General features: G+C 69.9%; 25 protein-coding genes. 17 read left to right on the forward strand and 8 right to left on the reverse strand.

Annotated elements, in window-relative coordinates; translation table 11 throughout:
• Positions 1 to 243: 243 nt before the first annotated feature.
• The 5 genes from ACZ48X_RS12760 (at position 244) to ACZ48X_RS12780 (ending at position 4,448) form a co-directional block, all read left to right on the forward strand.
• The gene (locus ACZ48X_RS12760; protein ID WP_336349354.1) at positions 244 to 666 is read left to right on the forward strand and encodes a hypothetical protein; all 423 of its coding nucleotides are present in this window, start codon (positions 244 to 246) and stop codon (positions 664 to 666) included.
• A gap of 392 nt (positions 667 to 1,058) precedes the next feature.
• A complete protein-coding gene (locus tag ACZ48X_RS12765; protein WP_464379853.1) occupies positions 1,059 to 1,187 on the forward strand; it encodes a hypothetical protein in 129 nt (42 codons plus the stop codon).
• Positions 1,187 to 2,668 carry an ammonium transporter gene (locus ACZ48X_RS12770; RefSeq protein WP_336349352.1) on the forward strand — a complete coding sequence of 494 codons (1,482 nt, stop codon included), beginning with the start codon at positions 1,187 to 1,189 and terminating at the stop codon, positions 2,666 to 2,668. Before ACZ48X_RS12765 ends, ACZ48X_RS12770 begins: the two co-directional genes overlap by 1 nt.
• Positions 2,661 to 3,008 (forward strand): P-II family nitrogen regulator, encoded by a 348-nt coding sequence (locus ACZ48X_RS12775; RefSeq protein WP_336349351.1) that lies wholly within the window; start codon positions 2,661 to 2,663, stop codon positions 3,006 to 3,008. The genes ACZ48X_RS12770 and ACZ48X_RS12775 overlap by 8 nt, the downstream gene beginning before the upstream one ends.
• 129 nt (positions 3,009 to 3,137) lie before the next feature.
• Complete coding sequence (locus ACZ48X_RS12780; RefSeq protein ID WP_336349350.1) at positions 3,138 to 4,448, forward strand: O-acetylhomoserine aminocarboxypropyltransferase/cysteine synthase family protein; 1,311 nt, start codon at positions 3,138 to 3,140, stop codon at positions 4,446 to 4,448.
• A 512-nt stretch (positions 4,449 to 4,960) separates the two neighbouring features.
• On the opposite strand, the gene ACZ48X_RS12785 is transcribed toward ACZ48X_RS12780, so the two are convergent.
• A complete protein-coding gene (locus tag ACZ48X_RS12785) occupies positions 4,961 to 5,878 on the reverse strand; it encodes a DMT family transporter (RefSeq protein ID WP_336349349.1) in 918 nt (305 codons plus the stop codon).
• Positions 5,879 to 6,113: 235 nt separating this feature from the next.
• On the opposite strand from ACZ48X_RS12785, the gene hemL reads away from it, so the two are divergent.
• The 5 genes from hemL to ACZ48X_RS12810 all read left to right on the forward strand — a co-directional run bounded on the left by hemL (position 6,114) and on the right by ACZ48X_RS12810 (position 11,236).
• A complete protein-coding gene (hemL, locus tag ACZ48X_RS12790) occupies positions 6,114 to 7,451 on the forward strand; it encodes a glutamate-1-semialdehyde 2,1-aminomutase (protein WP_336349348.1) in 1,338 nt (445 codons plus the stop codon).
• A gap of 594 nt (positions 7,452 to 8,045) precedes the next feature.
• On the forward strand, positions 8,046 to 8,378 hold the full coding sequence (locus tag ACZ48X_RS12795) for a hypothetical protein (RefSeq protein ID WP_336349347.1): 333 nt from the start codon (positions 8,046 to 8,048) through the stop codon (positions 8,376 to 8,378).
• 120 nt (positions 8,379 to 8,498) lie between these two features.
• Positions 8,499 to 9,623, forward strand: a complete 1,125-nt coding sequence (gene hemC, locus ACZ48X_RS12800; RefSeq protein ID WP_336349346.1) for a hydroxymethylbilane synthase — start codon at positions 8,499 to 8,501, stop codon at positions 9,621 to 9,623.
• Between the two features lie 3 nt (positions 9,624 to 9,626).
• Entirely contained in the window at positions 9,627 to 10,490 is an 864-nt protein-coding gene (gene cobA, locus ACZ48X_RS12805) for a uroporphyrinogen-III C-methyltransferase (RefSeq protein ID WP_336349345.1), read from the forward strand.
• Positions 10,487 to 11,236 (forward strand): uroporphyrinogen-III synthase, encoded by a 750-nt coding sequence (locus tag ACZ48X_RS12810; RefSeq protein ID WP_336349344.1) that lies wholly within the window; start codon positions 10,487 to 10,489, stop codon positions 11,234 to 11,236. The genes cobA and ACZ48X_RS12810 overlap by 4 nt, the downstream gene beginning before the upstream one ends.
• Here the strand turns inward: ACZ48X_RS12810 and ACZ48X_RS12815 are convergent.
• The 3 genes from ACZ48X_RS12815 to ACZ48X_RS12825 all read right to left on the reverse strand — a co-directional run bounded on the left by ACZ48X_RS12815 (position 11,233) and on the right by ACZ48X_RS12825 (position 14,313).
• Entirely contained in the window at positions 11,233 to 12,630 is a 1,398-nt protein-coding gene (locus ACZ48X_RS12815; protein ID WP_336349343.1) for an MFS transporter, read from the reverse strand. The genes ACZ48X_RS12810 and ACZ48X_RS12815 overlap by 4 nt on opposite strands.
• A gap of 238 nt (positions 12,631 to 12,868) precedes the next feature.
• Entirely contained in the window at positions 12,869 to 13,861 is a 993-nt protein-coding gene (locus ACZ48X_RS12820) for an NmrA family NAD(P)-binding protein (RefSeq protein ID WP_336349342.1), read from the reverse strand.
• Positions 13,858 to 14,313, reverse strand: coding sequence for an NAD(P)-dependent oxidoreductase (locus ACZ48X_RS12825; RefSeq protein WP_336349341.1), 456 nt, complete (start codon positions 14,311 to 14,313; stop codon positions 13,858 to 13,860). Before ACZ48X_RS12825 ends, ACZ48X_RS12820 begins: the two co-directional genes overlap by 4 nt.
• Before the next feature lie 130 nt (positions 14,314 to 14,443).
• On the opposite strand from ACZ48X_RS12825, the gene ACZ48X_RS12830 reads away from it, so the two are divergent.
• The 5 genes from ACZ48X_RS12830 to ACZ48X_RS12850 all read left to right on the forward strand — a co-directional run bounded on the left by ACZ48X_RS12830 (position 14,444) and on the right by ACZ48X_RS12850 (position 20,797).
• Positions 14,444 to 14,953 carry a winged helix-turn-helix transcriptional regulator gene (locus ACZ48X_RS12830; RefSeq protein ID WP_336349340.1) on the forward strand — a complete coding sequence of 170 codons (510 nt, stop codon included), beginning with the start codon at positions 14,444 to 14,446 and terminating at the stop codon, positions 14,951 to 14,953.
• A gap of 202 nt (positions 14,954 to 15,155) precedes the next feature.
• Positions 15,156 to 16,163: an ABC transporter ATP-binding protein gene (locus tag ACZ48X_RS12835; RefSeq protein ID WP_336349670.1), complete on the forward strand. Its 1,008-nt coding sequence runs from the start codon at positions 15,156 to 15,158 to the stop codon at positions 16,161 to 16,163.
• A complete protein-coding gene (locus ACZ48X_RS12840) occupies positions 16,160 to 17,038 on the forward strand; it encodes an ABC transporter permease (protein WP_336349339.1) in 879 nt (292 codons plus the stop codon). The genes ACZ48X_RS12835 and ACZ48X_RS12840 overlap by 4 nt, the downstream gene beginning before the upstream one ends.
• Positions 17,039 to 18,163: 1,125 nt before the next feature.
• Entirely contained in the window at positions 18,164 to 19,306 is a 1,143-nt protein-coding gene (locus ACZ48X_RS12845) for a DUF2332 domain-containing protein (protein ID WP_336349338.1), read from the forward strand.
• A gap of 78 nt (positions 19,307 to 19,384) precedes the next feature.
• On the forward strand, positions 19,385 to 20,797 hold the full coding sequence (locus tag ACZ48X_RS12850; RefSeq protein WP_336349337.1) for a DHH family phosphoesterase: 1,413 nt from the start codon (positions 19,385 to 19,387) through the stop codon (positions 20,795 to 20,797).
• Between the two features lie 156 nt (positions 20,798 to 20,953).
• Here the strand turns inward: ACZ48X_RS12850 and ACZ48X_RS12855 are convergent, their stop codons facing one another.
• Complete coding sequence (locus tag ACZ48X_RS12855) at positions 20,954 to 22,096, reverse strand: PstS family phosphate ABC transporter substrate-binding protein (protein ID WP_336349336.1); 1,143 nt, start codon at positions 22,094 to 22,096, stop codon at positions 20,954 to 20,956.
• Between the two features lie 185 nt (positions 22,097 to 22,281).
• Positions 22,282 to 22,884, reverse strand: a complete 603-nt coding sequence (locus tag ACZ48X_RS12860; RefSeq protein WP_336349335.1) for a metal-dependent hydrolase — start codon at positions 22,882 to 22,884, stop codon at positions 22,282 to 22,284.
• A gap of 64 nt (positions 22,885 to 22,948) precedes the next feature.
• Between ACZ48X_RS12860 and ACZ48X_RS12865 the strand changes: the two genes are divergently transcribed.
• Positions 22,949 to 23,569, forward strand: coding sequence for a DUF2238 domain-containing protein (locus tag ACZ48X_RS12865; RefSeq protein ID WP_336349334.1), 621 nt, complete (start codon positions 22,949 to 22,951; stop codon positions 23,567 to 23,569).
• A 123-nt stretch (positions 23,570 to 23,692) separates the two neighbouring features.
• Positions 23,693 to 24,388 (forward strand): TVP38/TMEM64 family protein, encoded by a 696-nt coding sequence (locus tag ACZ48X_RS12870; RefSeq protein WP_336349333.1) that lies wholly within the window; start codon positions 23,693 to 23,695, stop codon positions 24,386 to 24,388.
• A 161-nt stretch (positions 24,389 to 24,549) separates the two neighbouring features.
• On the opposite strand, the gene ACZ48X_RS12875 is transcribed toward ACZ48X_RS12870, so the two are convergent.
• Positions 24,550 to 25,239, reverse strand: a complete 690-nt coding sequence (locus ACZ48X_RS12875) for a DUF2270 domain-containing protein (protein ID WP_336349669.1) — start codon at positions 25,237 to 25,239, stop codon at positions 24,550 to 24,552.
• A gap of 140 nt (positions 25,240 to 25,379) precedes the next feature.
• A complete protein-coding gene (locus ACZ48X_RS12880; RefSeq protein WP_336349332.1) occupies positions 25,380 to 25,790 on the reverse strand; it encodes a helix-turn-helix domain-containing protein in 411 nt (136 codons plus the stop codon).
• Between the last annotated feature and the right edge of the window lie 3 nt (positions 25,791 to 25,793).

Genomic DNA, 25,793 nt, shown 5'->3' on the forward strand with positions numbered 1-25,793 from the left:
ATTCCCCCTCCCGAACTCTCGAAACTGAGAGCTCATCGACGCGGTTCACGGCATCCATGTAGAATCCACTTGGTTTATTACTTTTGGACAACACTTCTCCGTCCCCGCTCCGTCCCGGGCTCTATCGACGACGCGGAGCCAGTGCTCCGGGGTGGCGTCGGCCACCCGTCGTTTCCAGGGTCGGCGTCGGGTTCGGGCGGGAGGGTGGGTAGCTTTATGTCGAATCGGTGTCGGTGTGTGTACATGAATCGACGAGACGTACTCAAGCGGGCCGGGGCCGCGACGGCCGCGGGGGGCATGGCATCGGTGGCTGGCTGTGGCGTGCTCGGGAGCTGTGGCCCTGGCGAGAACGAGATCGGTGCGTTGGCGGAGCGGGCGCGCGAGCAGGATGAAGAGACGGAGAGTGGGAACGAGAGCGGGTCGGGGTCGGAGACGACCGAGGAGCTGCCGCGCGTGGTCGGCGCGATCGAGAAGGCGACGCAGTCCGAGGTCATCGTCGACGACGGCACGGGTCGTGCGTCCCTGCAGACGCTCGGTGGCGGGTTCCAACTGCAGAACATCGAGAACGGCGATTGCGCGTACGCCGTCGGGTTCCCCATCGAGCCGGACGCGGAGACGGACGCTGACGTGACGATCATCGTCACGGACATCGGGCTGGAGGAGTAGCGGCGGGGCGTCGCCCCGTCGACGCCGACGTCCAGCGTCGTGCCTGGTCGGACGGGTTCTGGGCGGTCGCGCGTGCAAGATTTGCCGACGGAGTGGGTCGCCGCCGTCTTGCGGTTTCCGTCCTCGTCCCTGCGTACCGTGGTGGCGCGTGTCGCTGTGGGCGGGTGCTTGGCGCGCTCGCGGACTCGACGAACGTCGAATTCCACGCTGGCGAACGCACGACTTCTGGACGCTTTACGTCCTTAAACAGACTTGATTCGATTGAAGTTCGTACGAACGTCCATAATGAGACTGTTATTGTGGACGTTCAACAACGCTAACCCTTATGTACTGTGCTATGATGACGACTATCCGTGACTCGGAACACGAACGCGTGTAAATCTAACAGTATCGTGGACGAACGGTCAGCCACTACCGGAACGAGTGGCGGGTTCGGTGACTCGACGACCGACCCCGACACGGCGGCAACGCGCGCAGTGAACGACGACCTGCTCGCGACGCTCGCGGAGGTCGAGACCTGATGCTCGACGGTCTCGCCCTCCAGATGGACCCGAGCGCGGTCGCGAACAGCATCAACACCGTCTGGGTACTCGTCGTCTCCTTCCTGATCTTCTTCATGCAGCCCGGGTTCGCGCTCCTCGAAGCCGGCCAGGTCCGCGCGAAGAACGTCGGGAACGTCCTCATGAAGAACATGACCGACTGGGGGCTCGGCGTCCTCGTCTACTTCCTCGTCGGCGCCGGCCTCGCCGGCGTCGTCGGCGCACTCACCTCGGGCTCCGCGCTCGACGTCATGGGCGCGTTCTCGTACGTCGGCTCCGCGGGCTCGTGGGTCAGCTGGGTGTTCGGCGCCGTGTTCGCGATGACCGCCGCGACGATCGTCTCCGGCGCCGTCGCCGAACGCATGGACTTCAAAGCGTACGTCCTCTTCGTCGTCGCCATCACCGCCCTCATCTACCCGACCGTCCAGGGGCTGACGTGGGCGGGCGGCCTGCTCTCCGGCCCGACCGCCGACGGCACGGGCGGGTTCATCGGGAGTGCGCTCGGCGTCGGCTACCTCGACTTCGCCGGTGCGACCGTCGTCCACATGGTCGGCGGCCTCGCCGGCCTCGTCGCCGCGAAGATGGTCGGCCCGCGCAAGGGTCGCTTCGACGAGAACGGGAACAGCCAGCCCATCCCCGGGCACTCGATGCTGCTCGCGGTTCTCGGGACGCTCATCCTCGCGTTCGGCTGGTACGGGTTCAACGTCGGCACGCAGGCGACCGTGCTCTCGGTCGCTGACGACGGCTCCGTCGCGTTCATGGGCGCCGCGCTCGGTCGCGTCGCGCTCGTCACCACGCTCGGCATGGGCGCCGGCGCGGTCGCGGCGATGCTCGTCTCGACGTTCTGGCAGGGCAAACCCGACCCGCTCTGGATGGCCAACGGCCTCCTCGCGGGTCTCGTCGCGGTCACGGGCGCGGTCCCGCACGTCACGTGGTGGGGCGGCCTCGTCATCGGCGCCATCGGCGGTGCACTCGTCCTGCCCGCGTACCGCTGGACCGTCGACTCGCTGAAGATCGACGACGTCTGCGGTGTCTTCGCCGTCCACGGTGCGGCCGGCGGCGTCGGCACCATCCTGATCCCGTTCTTCGGTGCATCGAGCAGCGGAACGGCCATCCTCGGCGACGGCTGGGCGTTCCTCGGCGTCGACCAGCTCGTGATGCAGGTCGTCGGCGTCGCCGTCATCGGCACGTGGACGGTGCTCGCGACCGGTGGCGTGTTCCTCGTCCTCGAAGCGACCGTCGGCCTTCGCGTCAGCGAAGAGGAGGAGGAAGCCGGCCTGGACGCGGGCGAACACGGCATCTCGACGTACCCCGAGTTCGTCGGGGACGCCAGTCCCGAATCGGGTCGCGCGACGGTGACGACCGACGGCGGCACGAACGTCCGCACCGACGGTGGCGCGGACGCCTCGGAGACGACCGTGGACACTTCGGACGCGACGACCGGAGGTGAGCGCGATGACTGACATCAAGATGGTCGTCGCGATCATCCGCCCGGACCGCCTCACGGACGTCAAGCGCGCGCTCTCGGAAACCGGCGCACCGTCGTTGACGGTGACGGACGTCTCCGGGCGCGGCAGTCAGCCCGCGAAGAAGAGCCAGTGGCGCGGCGAGGAGTACGTCGTCGACCTCCACCAGAAGGTGAAGGTCGAGACCGTGGTCGCGGACACGCCCGCCGAGGACGTCGTCGAAGCCATCGCCGAGGCCGCGCAGACCGGCGAGAAGGGCGACGGGAAGATCTTCGTCCTCCCCGTCGAGGACGCCTACCAGGTCCGCACCGGGAAGACCGGGCCGGACGCGGTCTGACGGCGACGTCGATACCACCACGGGTCTCTTCTGCGAGTTCGTCGCATCGTTGTCGCCAGTTGGTCGTAGACGCCGGCAAGAGTCACCACACTCAGGTCGGCTAAGGGCGTCGACGCCCTGGTAGCTTCCATGACGGACGAGTCAACCGACGACGCCGACGACCGCGGATTCGCCACACACTCGCTGCACGCCGGCCAGGAGCCGGATTCGGCGACGGGGTCGCGCGCCCCGCCGCTGTACCAGACGACGAGTTACGTCTTCGACGACGCGGAGGACGCGGCGAGCCAGTTCGCGCTCGAGAAGCCCGGCTACATCTACTCGCGGCTGATGAATCCGACGGTTGAGACGCTCCAGGAGCGCCTCGCGGCGCTCGAAGGTGGCGTCGGTGCGGTCGCGACGTCGTCCGGGATGGCGGCACTGAACCTCGTGACGTTCCTGCTCGCGGACGTCGGCGACAACGTCGTCTCCTCGAAGTCGCTGTACGGCGGCACTGCAACCTACCTCACGCATAGCGTCGAGCGCAACGGCGTGACGACGCGGTTCGTGGACGCGCTCGACTACGACGCCTACGAGGAGGCCATCGACGAGGACACCGCGTACGTCCACCTGGAGACCATCGGGAACCCCGCGCTGGACACGCCGGACATCGAGCGCGTCGCGGACATCGCGCACGACAACGACGTCCCGCTGTTCGTCGACAACACGTTCGCGACGCCGCACCTCTGCAACCCCATCGAGCACGGCGCGGACCTCGTCTGGCAGTCGACGACGAAGTGGATCCACGGGTCGGGCACGACCGTCGGCGGGGTCGTGGTCGACGGCGGGACGTTCGACTGGGGCGAGCACGCCGAGAAGTTCCCCGAGATCGGCGGGGAGAACCCCGCGTACCACGGCGTGAACTTCGCGGAGACGTTCGGCGACGCGGCGTTCACGTACGCTGCCATCGCGCGCGGCCTCCGCGACCTCGGCAACCAACAGAGTCCCTTCGACGCCTGGCAGACCCTTCAGGGCCTCGAGACCCTCCCGCTGCGCGTCGACCGCCACTGCGAGAACGCGATGAAGGTCGCCGAGTACCTCGACGACCACGAGGACGTCGCGTGGGTGAACTACCCCGGCCTCGAGAGCCATCCGACCCACGAGAACGCGAAGAAGTACCTCGACGGCGGTTACGGCGGCATGATCACGTTCGGGCTCGAAGGCGGCTACGACGCCGCCCAGGCGACCGTCGAGAACACCGAGCTCGCGAGCCTCCTCGCGAACGTCGGGGACGCGAAGACCCTCATCATCCACCCCGCCTCGACGACGCACCAGCAGCTCACCGAGGAGGAACAGGAGGAAGCCGGCGTCACCGGCGACCTCGTCCGCCTCAGCGTCGGCATCGAGGACCCGGCGGACATCGTCGCGGACCTCGCCGACGCCATCGAGACCGCGTCGAACTGACCGCTCGCGGGGACGGCGTCCACGAGCACACCGCTCCCAGTCGCCTCTTCGAGGAGCGCTGTCGAAACTCGTAGAAGCGTATCGCGCCGCGTCGTGCCACCGTTGCTCTCGGTGGGGAAGCCGGACGGAGGCGATAGCACTGTTCGAGGCCAGACTGCGTCCGCCGACCTCTCTGACGGGTATCCCCGCCAAGAGCCGGGTCGTGTCCAGAACGCCCGGACGGGGGTCTCGACCGAACGTCCTGCCACGGTACTGGGTGGTGGGGAGAACGGGCCGCTCTCTGGGCTACCGTCAGCCGATCAAGCCGCCTTCGTCTTCACTCATCGTTCCCGACTTCTCGCAGTTCGGGCACGTGCTCGGTTTGCTGTACTCGTCCACGGACTGGTTGCAATAGCTACAGGTGTATGTCGTCATCTGGCAGTCATCATCACTGCCAACAGTAATAAATAAGTTGTCATTATTCTGGGGCATGGTCGCGACGGGGCCGAGGGCCGCTCGTCCCGGCTCGGCGTTCAATCGCCGGTCGTGGGCGGCGGGTCGTCGGCGAGCGCGTTGCGGATGGCGGCGCGTTTGACGAGTGCGAACCCGACGACGATGACGGTGAAGCCGACGATGGTCTGGACGGAGATGGCGTCGTCGAGGAGGAGCCAGCCGACGAGCGCGGCGAAGACGGGGGCGACGTAGCCGACGAGGTTGATCTCGACGGGGCCGAGGCGGTCGAGGAGCTCGAAGTACAGGAGGTAGCCGACGACGCCGGCGGCGAGGACGAGGTACGCGAACGCGACCGCCGCTTCGGTCGTCACGACTATCGCTTGCGTTTCGCCGGCGAGGAGGCTGGCGGCGTGGAGAACCGGTCCACCGAGCAGCATCATCCAGCCTTGGCGGGCGGCGACGCCGAGGCGCGGGGTCTCGCGGCGGAGGCCGACGGCGGCGAGCGCGAACACGATCGCTGAAGCGGTCAGGAGGGCGACGCCGACGGGGTCGGGCGAGTCGACGGCGCCGGGTGCGGGGACGGCGAGGACGGCGACGCCGACGGCGCCGAGCAGGATGCCGAGGACGCGCGCCGGCGTGGGGCGGGCGGTGTCGAGGAACGCGACGGCGAACGCGACGCTCCAGATGGGGACGGTGGCGAGGACGACCGCGCCGACGGCGCCCGAGACTCTGGCCTGGCCGAGGAACAGGAGGCCGTTGTGGACGGCGACGATGCCGATGCCGCCGACGAGGACCGCTCGCGCGTCCGCGGCGGTCGGCCGGATGCGCTGACCGCGGGCGACGGCGTACGCGAGGACGACGACGCCGATGGCGTCGAACCGGAGCGCGGCCATCAGGAGCGGGTCGACGCCGGCCTTCGCGGCGGTGATGGCGGGGTAGCTCGCGCCCCAGAGCGCGGCGAGTGCGAGGAACCCGAGCGCGTTCTCGTGACGGGTCACGATTCGACCGATGGGACTGTCCGCAATAGCGTTTGCGTGGTGGGAACGCTCAACACGATTCTGGCGGGCACGGTGCCGGCTAGCGATTCCCGCCGCGCGCTTCGGTCCGGGGGCGACCATGGACGCCGCCGGGCGGTCCGCGTCGCTGGCGGTGGTCGCGAGCGCGGACGCGGGTGGGTCCCGGGGTGCCGGAAATCTCGACACGCACTTGTGGGGTGCGTCCGAACCGCGGGGTATGACCAGTGACGAGTCGCGGCGGCTGTACGACCGCGCGCTCTCGGTGCTCGCGGGCGGCGTGAACTCCTCGGTGCGCGCGACGATGCCGTACCCGTTCTTCGTGCAGAAGGGCGACGGCGGGCACGTCGTGGACGCGGACGGGAACCGCTATCTCGATTACGTGAACGGCTACGGGCCGCTCCTGTACGGGCATTCGCCGCCCGAGGAGGTGCAGGCGGCGGTCCAGAAGCACTCGAGTCAGGGCCCGATGTACGGCGCGCCGACGGAGATCGAGGTGGAGCACGCGGAGTTCGTGGCGCGCCACGTCCCGAGCGTGGAGATGCTGCGGTTCGTGAACTCCGGCACGGAGGCGACGGTGTCGGCGGTCCGACTCGCCAGGGGGTACACGGGCCGGGACAAGATCGTGGTGATGCAGGGCGGGTATCACGGCGCGCAGGAGTCGACGCTCGTCGAGGGCGAGGGCGACCACGTGCACCCGTCGACGCGCGGGATTCCCCAGGAGTTCGCCCAGCACACGATTCCGGTGCCGTTCAACGACACCGAAGCGATCATCGAGGTGTTCCAGGAGCACGGCGACGACATCGCGGCGGTGCTCACCGAACCGATCCTGGGGAACAAGGGCATCGTGATGCCGGTGGATGGGTATCACGAGACCTTGCGGGACCTCTGTGACGACTTCGGGTCGCTCCTCGTCTTCGACGAGGTCATCACGGGGTTCCGCGTCGGCGGCTTGCAGTGCGCGCAGGGGAAGTTCGGGGTGACGCCGGACGTGACGACGTTCGGGAAGATCATCGGCGGCGGGTTCCCCGTTGGCGCCATCGGCGGGCGAGCCGAAATCATCGAGCAGTTCTCGCCGAGCGGTCCGGTGTTCCAGTCGGGGACGTTCAGCGGGCATCCGGTGACGATGGCGGCGGGGCACGCCTACTTGCAGTACGCGGCGGAGCACGACGTGTACGAGCACGTGAACGCGCTCGGCGAGCAGCTCCGCGAGGGCCTCACGGAGATCTGTCGCGAGCAAGCGCCGGAGTACACGGTGGTGGGGACGGACTCGATGTTCAAGGTCCTGTTCACGCGTGATGCGCCCGACGAGTTCGAGGGGCACTGCGACGCGGGCTGTACGCAGCGCGAGGACTGCCCGCGCTACGAGCTGTGTCCGAAGACGGGCGCGGACGTCGCTGCGTGTGATACGGAGCGCTGGGAGCGCGTGTTCTGGCAGCAGATGAAAGAGCAGGGCGTGTTCCTCACCGCGAACCAGTACGAGTCCCAGTTCGTGTCGTACGCGCACACCGAGGACGACATCGAGGAGACCTTGGACGCGTACCGGGAGGCGCTGTAGGGCGACCTGTCGGTCGCTGTCGGGTGCGTTGGCGGTCGCCGTCGGGGGGTTGGCGGTCGCTGTTGTGGGGGCGTGCAGGCCCCGCGGTCGGTTTTGGGGGTCGCGGCGGTGCGGGGCGCTACCGTCTCGGTCGCTCGCGGGCAGTGGTCAGGTGACGGTGGTCGTGGCCGCGGTTTCGTACGTGAATGTTCGGGAGCGACGACGTCGTCGTGAGCGGTGCGTGCGGGGCGGGTGGGGTTTACGTCTGCTGTAAACCTCGGTACCGGTCTCTGCTGTACCCTTCGGCGTCGGTCGGGTTCGTCGTCCGACCACGTGGCAACTGTACTGCACCGCACTGCACCGCACCGCACTGCGCCTCGCCCTCCCCAACCGATTTCTCCCTCACTTCGTTCGGTCGGCATCCCTCGCACGGTGACGTCGTCGCGACGCTCACCGCCGTTCGCGTCGCGACGCCAGCGCGCGCCAGCCGGTTGGCGCGGACTCGATTCGTTCCGTCGCTGCTTCGTCTCGGTTCGTCTCGGTTCGGTTCGTCTCGGTTCCGGTGGTGCGGAGTGGACCGGAACGCGAATGACCGTTCGCGTGCTGGCTGGGGGTGTGAACGTTCGCGCGCTCGTGGCGAATCGGCTCGTGGTGGTCGGACTGGTCGCTGTCGTGATGGTGGGGATGGCGTACTTCGGGGGGCTCTGGCGGCCGCTCGCGGTCGGGCTCGGTGCCGGGGTGGGCCTCATCGGCGCTATCGTGGCGGAGCGAATCCCGGAGGCGGCCGAGGTATTGGACGACGTGCCGCCGCCGCTGTTCGCGCTCGTCGGCGTCGCGTTCGCGTGGGGTGGCGCGGAGTACGCGCCGGCGCTCGCCATCTCCGCGTTCGCGGGTATCGCGTCCGGGTACGTGGTGGCGACGGCGGCGTTCGTCGCCGCGGACGCCTGAATCGACTCGCGCCCCGAACCGGTCGTGCGCCGGCCGCATCCGCGGTCTGGTTGGGAGCGTGACTCGTGGCCGCGGGCAAACGGACGTACTTTTCCCCGCGCGTCGCCGACGACTCTGTATATGCGAAGCAAGGGGACGATACGGCTGGCGACGCGTGGCTCGGACCTCGCGCGCCGGCAGGCGGCGACGGTGGCGGAGGCCTTGGAGGACCGCCGGTACGAGGTCGAGCTCGTGGAGGTGTCGACGGCGGGCGACCGCGTTCGCGACGAGCTCATCCAGGACCTCGGGAAGACCGGTGCGTTCGTCCGGTCGCTCGACGAGCAAGTGCTGTCGGGCGACGTGGACGCGGCCGTGCACTCGATGAAGGACATGCCGACGGACAGCCCGGACGACCTCGTCGTCGCGGGCATCCCCGAGCGCGCTCAGCCCGGGGACGTGCTCGTCACGCCCGACGGCACGAGCTTCGAGGACCTCCCGGAGGGCGCGACGGTCGGAACGAGTTCGCTCCGGCGGAAGGCCCAGCTCCTGTCGACGCGTCCGGACCTCGACGTCGTCCCGCTCCGCGGGAACGTCGACACGCGCGTCGAGAAGCTCCTCGCGACGCACCTCCAGACCGAGCACGAGCGCCGGAGCGCGGTCGAGGCGGAGAAGCGCGGCGACGCCGGCGGCGACATCGACGGTATCGACGCGGAGGACGTCGACGTCGACCCCGAGGACTACACGTACGAGCGCAGCGTCGAGGAGTGGTTCGACTCGCTGAGCGAGGTGCAGCGGCGCGCGACCGAGCGCGACCCCGACCACGAGCTCGACGCCATCGTCCTCGCCGAGGCGGGCCTGGAGCGTATCGGGCTCGCGCATCACGTCGAGACCGAGCGCCTCCCCATCCGCGAGTTCGTCCCCGCCGCGGGCCAGGGCGCGCTCGCGGTGACCTCGCGCGACGACGACGTCGGCGAGGCCATCCACGGCGTCCTCGACCACGCCCGGACGCGCGTGGAGACGACCGCGGAGCGGAGCGTGCTCGCGGGCCTGAACGGCGGCTGTATCGCGCCCATCGGCGTGTACGGCGTCGTGCAGGGCGCGCACGTCAGCGTCACCGCGGCGGTGTACGACGAGCGCGGCGAGACGTCGGTCGTCGAGACCCGCGACCTCCCCGTGGAATCGCACGCGACCGCGGCCCGCGAGTTCGCGGCGGACCTCCGCGAGCGGGGCGCGGCCGACCTCGTCGCGCAAGCTCGCGAGGACTGACCGATGGCCGAGGACGCTCCAATCGGGTCAGCTGGCGAGGACGAGGACGCGACCGAGCGCGACGTCGGCACGGTCTACCTCGTCGGCTCCGGCCCGGGCGACCCGGGGCTGCTGACGGTGCGAGCGCGCGAGGTCATCGACACCGCGGACGTCGTGCTGCACGACAAGCTCCCCGGCCCGGAGATCCTCGAGTCGATACCCGAGGGCAAGCGCGAGGACGTCGGGAAGCGCGCGGGTGGCGAGTGGACGCCTCAGGAGTACACGAACAGGCGTCTCGTCGAGCTCGCTCGCGAGGGGAAGACGGTCGCGCGTCTGAAGGGCGGTGACCCGTTCGTGTTCGGTCGCGGCGGCGAGGAAGCCGAGCACCTCGCCGAACACGACGTCCCGTTCGAGGTCGTGCCCGGGGTCACGTCCGCCATCGGCGGTGTCGGCGTCGCCGGCATCCCGGTGACGCACCGCGACCACGCCTCCAGCGTCTCGTTCGTCACCGGCCACGAGGACCCGACGAAAGAGGAGTCCGCAGTCGACTGGGACGCGCTCGCCGCCACGGGTGGCACGCTCGTCGTCCTCATGGGCGTCGGGAAGCTCCCGGAGTACTCCCGGGCCCTCTTGGACGCGGGCATGGACCCGGAGACGCCGCTCGCGCTCGTCGAACGCGCGACGTGGCCGGAGATGCGCGTCGCCACCGGTACGCTCGGTACCGCGGAAGCGACGCGGGACGACGCCGGCATCGAACCGCCCGCCGTCACGGTCATCGGCGAGGTCGCGGCGAGCCACGACCGCCTCCGCGAGTTCCTCGCGAACGACCGCGTCACGAGCGTCCAGACGGGCGGAGAGAGTGACGACGACGCGGAGGGCGCGGAATGACGACGCGGGATACGACCGTCGCGGTGTTCCGGCCGGACGACGGCCGGCTCGCGGCCGCGGCGGAACTCGTGGAGTCCCTCGGCGCGACCCCGGTCGCGGACCCGATGCTCGCGGTCGCCGCCACGGGCGCTGCACCGCGCGAGGACGCCGACGTCGTCGTGTTCACGAGCAAGACCGGCGTCGACCTCGCGGCGGACGCGGGGTTCGACGCCGCGGGCGCAACCGTTGCCGCTATCGGTGACACGACCGCGGGCCGCCTCCGCGACCGCGGATACGACGTCGACGTCGTCCCCGACGAGTTCACGTCGAGCGGACTCGTCGCCGCGCTCGAACCGCTCGTGAACGGCAAGCGGATGGAGGTCGCCCGGAGCGACCACGGCTCGCCGGTCCTCACCGACGGCCTGGAGGCCGCGGGCGCGTTCGTCCACGAGACCGTCCTCTACGAACTCACGCGACCGAACGGGAGCGGCGAATCCGCCGCGCTCGCGGCGAGCGGCGACCTCGACGCGGCCTGCTTCACCTCGACGCTCACCGTCGAGCACTTCCTCGACGCCGCCGCCGAGCAGGGCGTCCGCGAGGCCGCCATCGCCGGCCTGAACGACGCCACGGTCGGCGTCATCGGCCCGCCGACGAAGGACGCGGCCGAATCCCACGGCATCACCGTCGACGTCGTCCCCGACGTCGCCGACTTCGACGCGCTCGCCACCGCGGTCGTCGAAGCCGCCGCGCCCACGTACCACGACTAGTCCGCCGTCGACTCCGTCTCACCTCCCTCGTTCTCGCTGGCGTTGGTGTTCTCGCTGGCGTTGGTGTTCTCGCTGGCGTTGGTGTTCTCGCTGGCGTCGGTACCGTCCGTGCTCGCGACCGTCAGCGGCCCGTCGACGGCGACGATGCCGGCGCCGACGAGGAGCGCGCTCGCGCCGGCACCGACCACCGCGGCGGCGGGCGAGAGCGCGTCCGCGAGGACGCCACCGGCGAGGACGACGGGGAGGCGGACGAGCGAGAGCGCGAGCGCGACGGCGCTCATCGTCGTCGCGCGCGTCAGCGACGGCGCGTGCTCGTGGAGGTACGCGTCGCGGAGGACCGAAGCGACCGACGGAAGCGACTGGAACCCGACCGCCGCGACCGCCGCCGCCGTGACGAGCGGGACGGGGCCGTACCACGCCGCGGCCGGCGCGAGCATCGCCACCGCGCACGTCCCGTACGTCCCCGCGATGGCGGGCCCGCGGCCGACCCGCGATTCGAGCGCGTCCGCCTGGTCGACGACGAGCGCCGACGCCGCCGTGTACGTCGCGCCGACGACGCCGAGGACGACGACACCCGGCACGTCGACGCTCGCGACCGCCAGTCCGTCCGCGCGGACCGCGCGGTCGACGACCGGCTGGACGTACCGGCCCGCGACGACGATGGCGCTCGCGAACGCGCCGGAGAACGCCAGCATCGTCCGCACCGCGGGCTTGCGGACGAACGTCCGCATCGCGCGCACCGCCGCCAGCGGCCCGACGCGTTCACCGCCCGGACCGTCCTCGACCTCGTCGCTGGAACGGTCCCGCTCCCCGTCGTCGCGGAACCGCTCGGTCGCGGGCAGCGTCCACGTCACCGCGAGCGCGACGACGCCGGCGAGCGCGCTCGCGACGAACGGGTACGTCGGCGCGAGCACGAACAATCCCGCGCCGACGAGCGTCGTCACGACCTGCGTCCACCGCAGCAGCGACAAACTCCGGCCCGCGACCGCGCTGTAGCGCTCGGTCGCGTCGAACTCCGCGAGCGTCTCGTACAGCCACGACGACGCCGCCCCGGACTGGAACGACACCGCGACGCCCGAGAGCGCGTACAGCGCCACGACCGCCGGCGCGGTCCGCGCGACCAGCCACCCGACGCCGATGACGGCGTACGTCGCGCTCGCGAGCAGCATCGACAGCCGACGCCCCCAGCGGTCGCCGACGTACCCCGCCGGGACCTCGCCGACGACGTTCACGACCGACAGCGCCGCGATACCGACCCCAACGGCGGTGAACGACACGTCTCGCGCCGCCAGGAACGCGACGAGGAACGACGACGTGAACCCCGCACCCATCGCCACCCGGTACGCGTAGAATCGCCTGACGGCCGCGTCGACGGCCGCGGTTCCGTCGCTCACCGCGACCACCGCCGAGACCGCTCGCGTTCGTTCGACTCCCGGTACGACCGACCAGTACGTCCGTGCACGTGCATCGTTGTTCGCTGGTTTCGGTCGAGCCGCGGGCCGGCGACCGACCGCCGGACGTCGTCGCGTTGCACCGTCCGTGCGACGTCGCAGTGCCGCGGCTACCCGGTTCTCTCGCGGAGAAGACTACCACCACGAACCAGGCCCATGGAAAAAAGTCGTTCGATACGCGTCAGTCGCGGCCGGGGCTCGCCGCGGCCGCGTCGCTCGCGCCTGCGTCGGACGCGTTGGCATCACTGGCGGGCGCGAACGCGTCGGCGTGGTCCTCGACGAACTCGCGGACGGACCGGGGTTCGCGACCGAGGACGCGCTCGACGTCGTCGGTGACGCGGCCGGCGAGCCCGAGGCGCGCGGTCCCGTACACCGCGAGTTGCACGAGGACGAACGGGAGCGCGGTCCCGTGCCGGTATTCGGTCCGCGCGTACTCGAGGACGCCGGGGTTCGCGTACGTTATCTCGCGGTCGAGGACGTCCGTCATGACCGCGGCGACCTCGTGGTACGTGAGCGCCTCGGCGCCGGTGACGTCGAGCGCGCGATAGCGCAGCGAGGCGTCCTGGAAGGCTTCGGCGGCGACCGCGCCGACGTCGCGCGCGTCGACGAAACTCGTCTCGCCGTCGCCCGCGGGCAGGAAGATGCGGTCGCGCTCCACGACGTCCGCACGGTGGACCTCCAGGAGGTTCTGGAGGAAGAACGACGCGCGGAGGAACGTCCACGCCAGCCCGCTCGCGGCGACGTGCTTCTCGATGCGGCGATGCGGGAGCAGCGGGTTCTTCTCAGCGCCGAGCACGGAGAGCACGACCGCGTGCTCGACGCCCATGCGTTCGGCCGCGTCCACGAACGGGAACACGTCGCGGGCCACGCGCCCGACCTCGGGCGGTCGCACGAGGAAGGTCGCGCTCGCGTCGTCGAGCGCCGGATGGTACGTCTCCGGTCTCTGGAAGTCGAACGCGACGTACTCGACGTGGTCGCCGTCGCTCTCGTCCGCCAGCCACTCGGTCTCGAAGCGCTCGCGGGCGCGCTCGGGGTCCCGCGACGCCGCACGCACCGGCACGCCCACAGCGGCGAGCTCGCGGACGACCGCGCGGCCGACCGTCCCGGTCGCCGCCGTCACGAGGACCGGACCCGCGCCCTCACCGGTGGAGTCGTTGCTGGTCGACGCGGTCATGCCGGCCCCACCTTCGGCAGCTCGCCGACGTACGCGTCGTCCTCGAGGGCCTCCTTCGCGAGGAGCCTCAGGAGCGTCCCCATCGCCTTCCCGGTCAGCGACACGGACTCGCCGTCTTCGCGGACGCCCGCGCCGACGAGCGTCACGAACCGCGAAACGCCCGCGTCGGCCATCGCGTCGAGGACGTTGTCGCCGGCGACCGTCAGGAGGTCGTCCGGACCCGCCTTCGTCTGCCCGAGCACGGACACGACCGCGTCCGCGCCCGCGACCGCCTCCGCGACGCCGTCGCCGGCGTACGCGTCCCCCCGGACGACCGTCAGCGCGGCGTCCGCGAGGTCGTCGAGGTCGCTCGGGTCGCGCGCGAACGCCACCACGTCGTGGCCGCGCTCTATGGCCTGCTGGACGAGCGGGCGGCCGGTCCGTCCCGTCGCGCCGAACACTGCGAGTCGCATACCGACACTATCGACCCGAGAGTGCTTGAACTTGCAACTTCGAACCTTCGAAGTAACGGCCGCAAAACGACCGTTTCGACGTTACTTCGAGAACGCAAGCACCAAGCAGTCACGAGGCGTCCCTCCGGGCATGAGCGACGACACCTCCGGCCGGTCCGACGAAGCGAGCGGGGACGACGACGCGACTGGAGCGGGCGAGGCAGCCGGTGAGGACGACGCGGTCGGCGTTGACCTGGACGCGCTCCCGGACGACGTCTCCGTCCCCGACCTGAACGCGGGGCGGACGCGCGAGGAAGCGCAGGCGCTCCGGGACGCCATCCCGCCCGCCGAACGCGAGCGCGTCGAGGCGACCGTCGCCGACCTGCTCGACCTCCTCGGGAAGACGCACGCGATGGCCGTCCTGAGCGCGTTCGCGTTCGCCGACGGCCCGCTCCGGTTCTCCGACCTCGAACGCGAACTCGACGTCGCTCCGAACACGCTCTCCGCGCGCCTCAAGGAACTCACCGCCGCCGGCCTGCTCGACCGCGAGGCGTACGACGAGATCCCGCCGCGCGTCGAGTACACGCCCACCGAGCAGGCAGAGGCGCTGTTCCCCGTGTTCGCGCACCTCCACCACTGGGGGATGCGATACACCATCTGAGGCGCCGAATCCGGGACGCGACCTTACTTCACGTTCTGTAGTAAGCCTATGGCTTCGAAGTCACAAGCATATCACTACAGTCGCCGTAGTCTTTGACGTGACCCAGCAACCCGCATCATCGACGGACGAGTCCACACGCGACGGGGACGCGACCGTCGCCGGGCAGGCGACCGACGAACCATCCGACTTCGGTCGCGCCGCCATCGACGCGACTGGCCTCGAGTTGACGTACGCGGACGGCACGCAGGCCGTCAGGGGCGTGGACCTGCGCGTCCCCGAAGGCGAGTTCTTCGGGTTCCTCGGCCCGAACGGCGCCGGGAAGACGACGACCATCAAGGTCCTCGCGACGCTCCTCTCGCCGACCGCGGGCGACGTCTCCGTGAACGGGTTCGACGTCGCCACCGACCCGCGTGCGGTCCGCGAATCCATCGGCTACATGGCTCAGGAGACGAGCGTCGACCCCGAGCTCACCGCCGAGGAGAACATCCGGTTCGCGTGCGAAGCCTACGGCGTCCCGAAGGCCGACCGCGCCGACCGCATCGCGGACCTCCTGGACCTCGTCGACCTCGCGGACGTCGCGGACAAGCGCGCCGACGAGTTCTCCGGCGGCATGAAGAAGCGACTGGACGCCGCGACCGCGCTCGTCCACCGCCCGCCGCTCGTGTTCCTCGACGAACCCACCACGGGCCTCGACCCGAAGGCCCGGAATCGCCTCTGGGAGTACTTCGAGGACATCAACGACCGCGGCACCACCATCTTCCTCACCACGCAATACCTCGAGGAAGCCGACGCGCTCTGCGACCGGCTCGCCGTCATCCTCGACGGCGAGATCGTCGCGGACGGCTCGCCCACGGACCTGAAGCGTCGCGTCGGCGGCGAGGTCCTTGAGGTGTCGCTCGAGGACGGCGCGGACGCCCACGAGCGCGCCGCCGCCATCGCCGAGGACATGGCCGTGTTCGGCGACGCCGCCGTGGAGACGACCGACGACGGCATCACGGTGACGAGCGAGGCCGCGCGCCAGCACGGCACCGACCTCCTCGTCGCCCTCCGCGACGCCGACCTCGTCGTCACCGGCTTCAACGTCCGCGCACCGACGCTCGACGACGTCTTCCTCGCCATCACCGGCGAGCACCTCGACGCCGACGTCACTGACGACGCGGTCACGGACGGAGCGATGACCGACGCCGTCGACGGGGAGGCAGGGCGATGAGCGACACCACTGCGAGCGGCACTGACTCCCACTCGGTCAGGCGCTCCAGCAACACGTTCCTCGGCGACGTCTGGGTGAACTTCAAACGCTGGAACCTGAAGGCGGTGCGGAACCCGTTCGTCCTCGTCGTCTCACTCGTCCAACCCGTCATCTTCCTCGTCCTCTTCACCGAAGTGTTCGGGAACGTCGCCGGCGCCGCCGTCAGCCAGGGGCTCGGCGACGTCAGCTACGAGACGTACCTCGTGCCCGCCATCGCCATCCAGGTGAGTCTCGCCGCCGCCGTCACCTCCGGTATCGGGCTCGTGAACGACATCGAGGAGGGCATGTTCGAGAAGGTGCTCGTGTCGCCGATGAACCGCACCGCGGTGTTCGTCGGGAAGACCGCCGCGGAAGTGTTCCGCATCGCCGTCCAGGTCGCCATCATCCTCGGGCTCGGCGTCCTCCTCGGCGCCGAGATCGAACTCGGCGTCGTCGGCGCCCTCGGCATCGTCGCCGTCGGCGTCCTGTTCTCGCTGTGGTTCGTCGCGCTCTCGAACAGCCTCGCCGTCATCACGAAAGACCAGGAGTCCACCATCATCGCCGCGAACCTCCTCCAGTTCCCCCTCCTCTTCCTCTCCTCGGCGTTCCTCCCGCTCGAAGCGCTCCCCGAGTGGATCCAGACGTTCGCGCGCTTCAACCCCGTCACGTACGGCGTCGACGCCGCGCGAGCCATCATGCTCGACCGCGACGTCATGACCGTCGTCGACGTCACCGGGTTCGACGGCGCGATGAACACCATCGTCCCCGGCGTCGCCGTCCTCGTCGCACTCGCCCTCGGGCTCGGCGCCGTCGCCGTCTACCTCATCTCGCGCGCATCCAGCTCGAACGTGCAGTGACCGACGCCGTGCGGCTGCTGTGCCGCGCCCCCTTCTCTACTCGCGACACCGACCTCGCACAGGCGATTCTATATCGCGTCATCTGATTTATCGGCTGGGTTCGGTCGGATTCTCCCGAACTGAGTCGACCCAGACGAGAACACTCGAACCGTCCGAAATCCACCGATTCGACCAGGAATCCCGCTGGTCGCTTGCGGAACGGTCTGGTCGTGACTCTGGCGGTCGCTTGCGGAACGGTCTGGTCGTGACTCTGGCGGTCGCTTGCGGAACGATCCGACCGCGACCCCGTAAGCCATGCCCTCGACCCACTACCCCGGGGATGGAATCGCCAGCACCCGGTTGACTGACGTGTCACCGACTGGTGCCACCGTCTCCGCGGGCCACAGTCGAACGACGAAACGATCAAGTCCTCGATCAACTCCACCGCGTCGGTGGTTGTTCCCGTCGGAACCCCCGACTGACTTCGTGCACGCGCAGACTTCCTGATACGCGCATCGATGCCACCAACGGTGTCCAGGGGCCAGCTGCCGCGTCGCCGCTCGCACCACCACGCCGATCGTCCCGCGAACACGCCGGACACCATGCTCCGCCAATTCTTCGAGATAGGGACGGGGCACGACTCGAGTTCGAGCACTCTGGGGGTGCCGATTCCAGGTCGAGCACTTCGACGATACTCGATGCCACGCTCGACACGTTCGCTTGCACTCGAACCCTGCACATGCGACCGGAACACGCTCAGTCCGCGGCGATTGCGGTGCGCTCCGGGTAGCCGGCCGGTTCGACCGGGCTTCAGCGCGCAGTGGCCGCCGCGACCCCTGACGGTCCAAGGTCGAGCTGTCAGCATCGATGTGGGTTACAGTCAGGTTCATCGTAGGTCGCCGAGGCATCCTCGGGCGTACTGGTCGGTCGTCGTCGGGCGACGCTCACAGCACTCCGCGCGAAGTCCAGAGAACCCGCCGCATGCATGCGGTTTCCCACGGTGACGTCCGCGAGCGTCTGACGCCCGTCAGCCGCTATCAATCATAGCCGACGATACGAAATGCGTTCAGTACCGCGAACCCCGGACTGACCGAGCGCCCGTCGCGAAGCGAGGTTTCAGGTGCCCGTACGGCGAATCGCTGCATCGTGACAGACGACCTCGACGCCGTCGCCGCCGAGTTCGAGGACCTCGAGTCGTGGTGTGCGGGGTCCTCCCAGCTGTACGAACGCCTCTGTCGCGCCGCCGCGGCCGACGACGTGCTCCTCGACGTCGCCGCCGACCACACGCCCGGCCAGCCCGCCCCACAGCTCCTGCTCGCCGCCATCCAGGCGGAACTGTTCGCGAGCGACGCCACGAACGATCCGGAGACGGTCGACGGTGCGCTCGCCGCGTACTATCCCTCGGTGGTCGACGCTACGAAAGTACCCGACGAGGACCTCGCTGATACCGTCCGTGCGTTCGTCCGCGAGCACGAGGCCGCCCTCCGGGACCGCGTCGGTTCGCGGCGCGTGCAGACGAACGCAGTGCGGCGCTGTAGCGCGCTCTACCCCGGATACGCGACCGTCGCCGACCGCGTCGACGAGCCGTTCGCGCTCCTCGAGGTCGGGTCGAGCGCCGGCCTGAACCTGAACTGGGACCGCTACGGGTACACCTACCGGATCCCGGACGGCGTGCACAGGGTCGGGGCGGCGGGATCGTCCGCGACCATCGAGGCGGACGTCCACGGTGACGTCGTCCCGACGCTTCCACGCGACCCGCCCGCGGTCGCCGGCCGCGTCGGCGTGGACGTCAACCCGCTCGACCCGACCGACTCCGCCGACGCGCGCTGGCTGCGCGCGCTCGTCTGGCCCGAGCACCACGACCGGCGGCGCGTCCTCGACGGCGCCCTCGCCACCACCCGCGAGCATCCACCCGACGTCGTCGAAGGCGACGCCGTCGCCGACCTCCGCGCCGTCGCCGACCGCCTCCCAGCGGACGCGCCGCTCGTCGTCTCGCACAGCCTCGTCCTCTACCAGTTCGACGACGCCGCGCGCGAAGCGTTCCACGACGCCGTCGCTGCGCTCGCCGCCGAGCGCGACGCCCCCACGTTCCACCTCGCCGGCGAACGCCCCGACCCCGACCGCGACAACGGCATCCAGCTCCGACTCGCCCGCGTGGACGACGACGCTACGGCGGGCGGCGAGCACCTCGGGACGTTCGAACAGCACGGCGCGTGGGTCGCGTGGCGCGACGACGACCGCGACGCGGGGACCGACGGCCCCGCGACCGTCCACGACCGCGAGCGCTGAGGGGCCGCCCGGTCTCGGTCGGCCGACGTCGCGCGTGGACCCGGGAGTTTAACCCCGAAGCCGCGACTACATCCGGTGATGGCAGGTCCCGTCCCCGAACTCGACGCTCGCGCCACGGCCTGTGCCGACCGCATCCGCGACGCAGACCGCGTCCTCCTCGCGTCGCACATCGACGCCGACGGCCTCACGAGCGCCGCCGTCGCCTCGAGTGCGCTCGCGCGCGCCGACGTCCCCCACGACGTCGTGTTCAAGAAGCAACTGGACGAGACCGAGATCGCGAGCATCGCCGCCCGCGACGAACGCGTCGTGCTGTTCACGGACTTCGGGAGCGGCCAGCTCGACGTCATCGCCGAACACGAAGCCAACGGGGACTTCGTGCCGATAATCGCGGACCACCACCAGCCCGCGGACGCCGACACCGAGTTCCACCTGAACCCGCTCCTGGAGGGGCTCAATGGGGCGACGGAGCTCTCGGGCGCGGGCGCAGCGTACGTCCTCGCTCGCGCGCTCGAACCCGACGGCGTCGACAACCGCGACCTGGCGGCGCTCGCGGTCGTCGGCGCGGTCGGCGACATGCAGGAGCAGAGCGGGGAACTCGTCGGCGCGAACGCCGGCATCGTCGAGGAAGGCGTGGCGGTCGGCGCGCTCGACACCGCGAAGGACCTCGCCGTGTACGGCAAGCAGACAAGGCCCCTCCCGAAGCTCCTCGAGTACGCGAGCGATCTGAACATCCCTGGCATCTCGAACGACGCGCGCGGCGCGCAGTCGTTCCTGAAGGGACTGGACGTCGAATGCTACCGGGACGGTGACTGGCGGACGTGGGTCGACCTCTCCTTCGAGGAGCGACAGACGATCACGAGCGCACTCATCAAGCACGCCATCGGACGGGGCGTCCCGTCGCACCGCATCGACGACCTCGTCTCGATGGCGTACACGTTCCCGAACGAGTCGACGGGCACCGAACTCCACGACGCGAGCGAGTTCTCGACGCTCCTGAACGCGACCGCGCGCTACGAGCGCGCCGACGTCGGGCTCGCGGTCTGCCTCGGCGACCGCACCGGCGCGCTCGACCGCGCTCGCGAACTCCTCCGGAACCACCGGCGGAACCTCAGCGAGGGCGTGAACTTCGTGGAGAACGAGGGCGTCACGTACGAGGAGCACCTGCAGTGGTTCGACGCGGACGACCGCATCCGCGAGACCATCGTCGGCATCGTCGCCGGGATGGCGCTCGGCGCCGACGGCGTCGCCAGGGACCGCCCCATCCTCGCGTTCGCGAACGAGGACGACGAGCACGTGAAGGTGTCCTCCAGAGGGACGCACGCGCTCGTCCGCCAGGGACTGGACCTCTCGGCGGTCATGCAGGAGGCGTCGCGCGCGGTCGGCGGCGACGGCGGCGGCCACGACGTCGCGGCGGGCGCGACCATCCCACGCGGGGAACGCGACGCGTTCGTCGCCGAAGCCGACCGCATCGTCGGCGAGCAACTCGGCTGACACCTCCTCGCGGTTCCTCTGACCGCAGAGACCGACGCTGTCGCTCTCTGGGGCGTTGGCGTCGAAAGAGAAGCGCGGGCGGTGGCACGGTGACGTGGGATGACGCGTGGTGGCGCGACGACCGACGCCCGCGAATCGGTCTAGCTGGTCGCCTGCTCAGTTCGAGGGCTCGGGGAGCTTCGCGAGCTGCTCCTCCTGGCGGCGCTTGCCGAGCGCGAAGTAGTTGTTCGGCTTCACGAAGGTGTCCTGGCCGAAGTCGCTGAGGACCATGCGGATGACGGCGGCCTCCTGCTTGCTGGTGCCCTGCCACGTGTAGCAGTGGAGGTCACGCGAGAGGGGGTAGGCCTTGGAGTCGAGGCCGTTCTGGTCGTCCTGGTAGCTGTAGGTGGTGCCCTCCCATTCGAGTGCGATGGGTGAGAGACCGCTGGTGTCGATGAACGCGAGCGCGAGGTAGCTGATGGCGTTGTCGGCCTGCGCGATCGCCTGCGCGAGGCGCTGGTTCTGCCCGAAGCGGTTCGCGACCGAGGTGTCCTCTTCGGGGTTGCCGAAGACGTTCGCGACGAAGCTGGTGCGCGTCCCGGAGCCCTTGACGCGCCCGAGCACCTGAATCTCCTTGTCGGGGCCGCCGAGTTCGCTCCAGTTCGTGATCTCGCCCTTGTAGAGGCCCTTGAGTTCGTCACCGGTGATCTCGTCGACGCCGGCGTCGGCGATCTCCTGGCTGACGACGAGCGGCTGGCCGTCGACGCCGACGACGTGGTCGACGAAGTCGTCGTAGGAGTCGCGGTCGGGGAGTTCGTCCTCGACGTTCCCCGAGGAGTTCCCGATGTCGTGCTGGCCGTTCATGACCTTCTCGACGCCCGTCCCGGAGTGCGAGAGGCCGACCGTGAACTGGAACGGCGGGTCGCCGTCCTCGCCCTGGAACCCGTAGAGGCCACCCCAGTAGTCCGCGAGGGCCTTGTCCGTCTCGATGCCGTACTCGCCGTGGGGCCAGTACTCCGAGTCGCTGGCGGGCCGGTTCGCGTTCCAGTACGACGCCGCCGTGTTCATGATCGGGTACACCGTCGACGACCCACCGGACGTCAGCGTCGTCGGACCGCTCGACGAGGAACCGCTTCCGGAGTCGTCGTTCTGCGCCGTCGTCGACTCGCCACCCGACGAGTCGTCGTCGGACGCTTCCGTGTCTTCGCCGCCCGAGTCCCCCATGCAGCCGGCGACCGCCGTGGCACCGGCCACGCCGGATGTCGCGATGAACTTCCGCCGCGATACGACGTCAGCAACCCGCTGTGACTTGTCGGCCATCACCGAGTACTCACTCGATAGCGACTAAAGCGGTTTATAATAGGGGTACGCCCCGCTCATAGTCCACAATTCGGGTCATATGGGTTGGGTCGACTCTGACGGGACGTGTGGGGAACGTAGACATGGTTGCGACTGGGTGGTCGCGTTCTCGAGGAGAGGAAGGTGAGCGCGCGACAGGTCGTTGGTCAGTCGTAGAAGCGCTCGGGGACGTACGGTGCGACGGGTGCGGGGAGCGCGCGAGCGACGGTCGCCCAGAGCGCGGCCAGGCGCTTGCGGAGCGCGACGTACGCGACCGACACCGCGAGGACCGCGGCGACGAACGCCGGAACCGGCTCCGGGAGCGTCGTCGCGGGCACCACGGCGAACGCGCCCGCGAGCCCGAGGTCGTGCGGCGACCCGTCGTAGGGCACGAGGCGTCGCGGTTCGAGCCACGCGCCGTGATAGTGACTGTAGACCGCGCGCTCGCTCCCGGCTTCCCACGGCCGGAGTTCGAGCCCGCCGCCGAAGACGTCCATGCCGGCGTGCAGCGCCGCCGCCGCGAGGAACGTCGCCGCACCGACGGTCCACGCGGACGGCACCGCCATCGCGAGCGCGACCGCTGGCGCCGCCACCAGCCACCCGTACACGGGATAGTGCAGCGTCCGTCGATGCCCGTGGTAGATGTCGAGGTCCGGTGCGACGCTCCCCGCGACGGCGGCCACCACCACGACCGCCGCGAACTCGGGCGCGACCACCGCTATCGCCGCCCCGAGGAACGCCCCAGCCAACGCGTGTGTCGTCCCCATCATAGATAGTCTGGTAGGGACTGCGAGTATTTGCACCTTTTTGTCACCGCGTGTCGTACCCGAGCGCGTGCACTCCCTCCGCAGCGCGCTCCTGGACCCGCGACAGGTCACGCGAGCCGCGCGCGCCGGCATCGTCGCGGTCCTCGTCGTGGGCGCGTTCACGCGGAACGTCTCCGTCATCGTGAACGCCACCGGCGCGCTCGCCGTCTCGTACCTCCCGGGCGTCATCCGACGCGACCTTGACGTCCCGCTCCCACCGTGGACCGCCGCGTACGTCGCCGTCGCCGTCCTCCTGCACGGCGTCGGGATGGTCGCGCTCTACGACGACGTCTGGTGGTGGGACCACCTCACGCACGTGCTGTCCGCGAGCGTCGTCGCCGGCGTCGGGTACGTCGTCGTCACCGCGTTCGACGAACACGACCGCCGCATCTACATCCCGCAACCGTTCCTCGGCGCGTACGTCGTCGCGTTCGCGCTCGCCGCCGGCGTCGTCTGGGAGGTCGGCGAGGAGGCGATGCGCCAGCTCGCCATCGCCGGCGGGTTCGAGCCCGTGCTCGTCGTGTACGGCCTCGAGGACTCCGTGCTCGACCTCGTGTTCGACGCCGGCGGTGGCGTCGTCGTCGCGCTGTTCGGCCGAGGGCCGCTCGAGGAGCCGGCGCGACACCTCGCAGATCGCCTCCGCGACTGACCCCGGCGCCGCTCGATGTCGGAACGCCGTCGCTCGCACGCTCGCATTCTCGGCACCCTTCTCGCCTTCTCGACACCCTCCTCGGCACGTACGTTCAAGCGCCCGCGTTGCGAACGCGGACCCGTGCCGCGTCTCTCGCTCCTCGCGCCGGACGTCGACCGCGGTCGCGTCCTCGCGTACGCAGCCGCGCTGGCGGTGCTCGTCGCCGTCCTCGTCGCCGCGCTCGGACGCGCGTTCGCGGACGTCACGTCGCTCGAGTCCCTCCGCGCGCTCGTGCTGTCGACCGGCCCGCTCGCCCCGGCGACGTTCGTCCTCGCGCAAGCGATGCAGGTCGTCGTCGCACCCATCCCCGGGCAGACGTTCGCGTTCCTCGCCGGCTACCTGTTCGGGCCGTGGCGCGGGGTCGCGTACAGCCTCCTCGGAGCGACCATCGGGACGTACGTCGCCGTCCGCCTCGCGAGCGCACTCGGCCGCGAGCGCGTCGAACGGCTCGTCGACGACGACGCGCTCACGTCACTGGACGCGATCGTCGACCGCCGCGGGCTCCTCGCGACGTTCCTCGTGTTCCTCGTCCCGGGCGTCCCCGACGACGTCGTCTGCTTCGCCGCCGGCCTCCTCGGGCTCGACGCCCGCGACGTCGCGCTCGTCTCCGTCCTCGGTCGGTTCCCGGGCTACCTCGTGCTCACGACCGCCGGCGCTGGCGTCGCCACCGACGCGTACGCCACGACCGCCGTTCTCCTCGCGGCCGCCGGCGGCGCGACCCTCCTCGCGTACCTCGAACGAGACCGCATCTATCGCGCCCTCGCCGACGTCGACTAGGAACACGGCACGCGCCGCGAGCGCTCGAAGCGCGAGCGCGGTCAGCGCTGGGGGCGCGAGAATACGGTCAACGCTGGGGATGCGCGAACGCGGTCAGTGCCGGTCGTCTGAGGACGCACGAACGCGGTCAGTGCCGGTCGTCTGAGGACGCACGAACGCGGTCAGTGTCGGTCGTCCCACGCAGAGAGGTCCTCGGTCCGCAGCTCCGCCTCCGCCTGCCACTCGCGCGGCCGGAACGACACCGCGAACAGCGCCGCGTACGCGAGCACGACCACGGCCGTCGTCACGCGTCCCGGTATCGTCCCGATCGCCGCACTCGTCGGCCACCCGGCGGTCGCCATCACGGTCACGCGAACCACCCACGCGCCGACGAGCACCGAGAACAACGGAAGGTACACGCGACGCAACCGGTGCGCGAGCGCCTCCTCCGCGGATATCTTCAACGTGGGCTCGCGGTAGTCGTCGCTCAGGCGCTCGCGCCAGCGCTCGTCCCGCACCTGCTCTCGCGGGTCCAATCCGTGCGCGATGACGTTCTCCTGGAGGACGCGCACCCTGCTCCGCCACACGTCGTACCCCCGGTATCGGCGCGCCTCGATGACGAGGAAGATACCGAGCATCACCGACCCCGCGAGCAACAGATAGTGCGGGTGGTCGGGACTGGAGAACGAGAACGTGAGGATGGCGGCGATGGTCGTCACCGCCCAGTTCGTCGTCCGGTCCAGGCGCTCGCGCCAGAACTTCATCCGGTGTATCTCGCCGCGGTAGAGGTGCGCGAGCGACGACCCCGGTCCCATCTCCTCCTCGAACAGCCCGCGGCCGAGGTCCCGGGCCGCACCGGCCGTCGGGTCCACGCCAGCATCGTCGACGGAGGCGTCGCTATGCGACGCTGCCTTGCTATGCGGCGCTGACTCGGCGTCCGACGACGACTTGCTATGCGGCGCTGACTCGGCGTCCGACGACGACTCGCTGGTCGTCGAACCGTCCGTGGACGTCACTCGCCGGCCGCGGTCGCTTCCTGCGTGGTCGCTTGCTCGTCGTACTTCTCGCGGAACTCGCCGATGAGCGTCCCCATCTTCGCGTACCACTCGTTGAGCATCGACTGCATGTCGTCCGCGACGTCGTCCGGGTTCACGGGCTTGTAGACGTGGTAGTACCCGCCCTGGTCGTAGTTCACCTGCTCCTGCTGGACGAATCCGGTCTGCTGGAGGCGCTTGACCGCGCGGTACGCGGTCGAGCGCTCGCGGTCGACGCGGTCGGCGACCTCGTCGACGGTCAACGGTTCGGGACTGTCCACGATCGTCATGTAGACCTCCCGGTCGAGCTCTTTCAGTCCGTGGATGCACTCCAGCAGCCCCTCGCACTCCATGTCCTGCTGGAGGTACTCCTGCATCGAGTTTGCCATCGT

Source organism: Halorubellus litoreus (genome assembly GCF_055378595.1).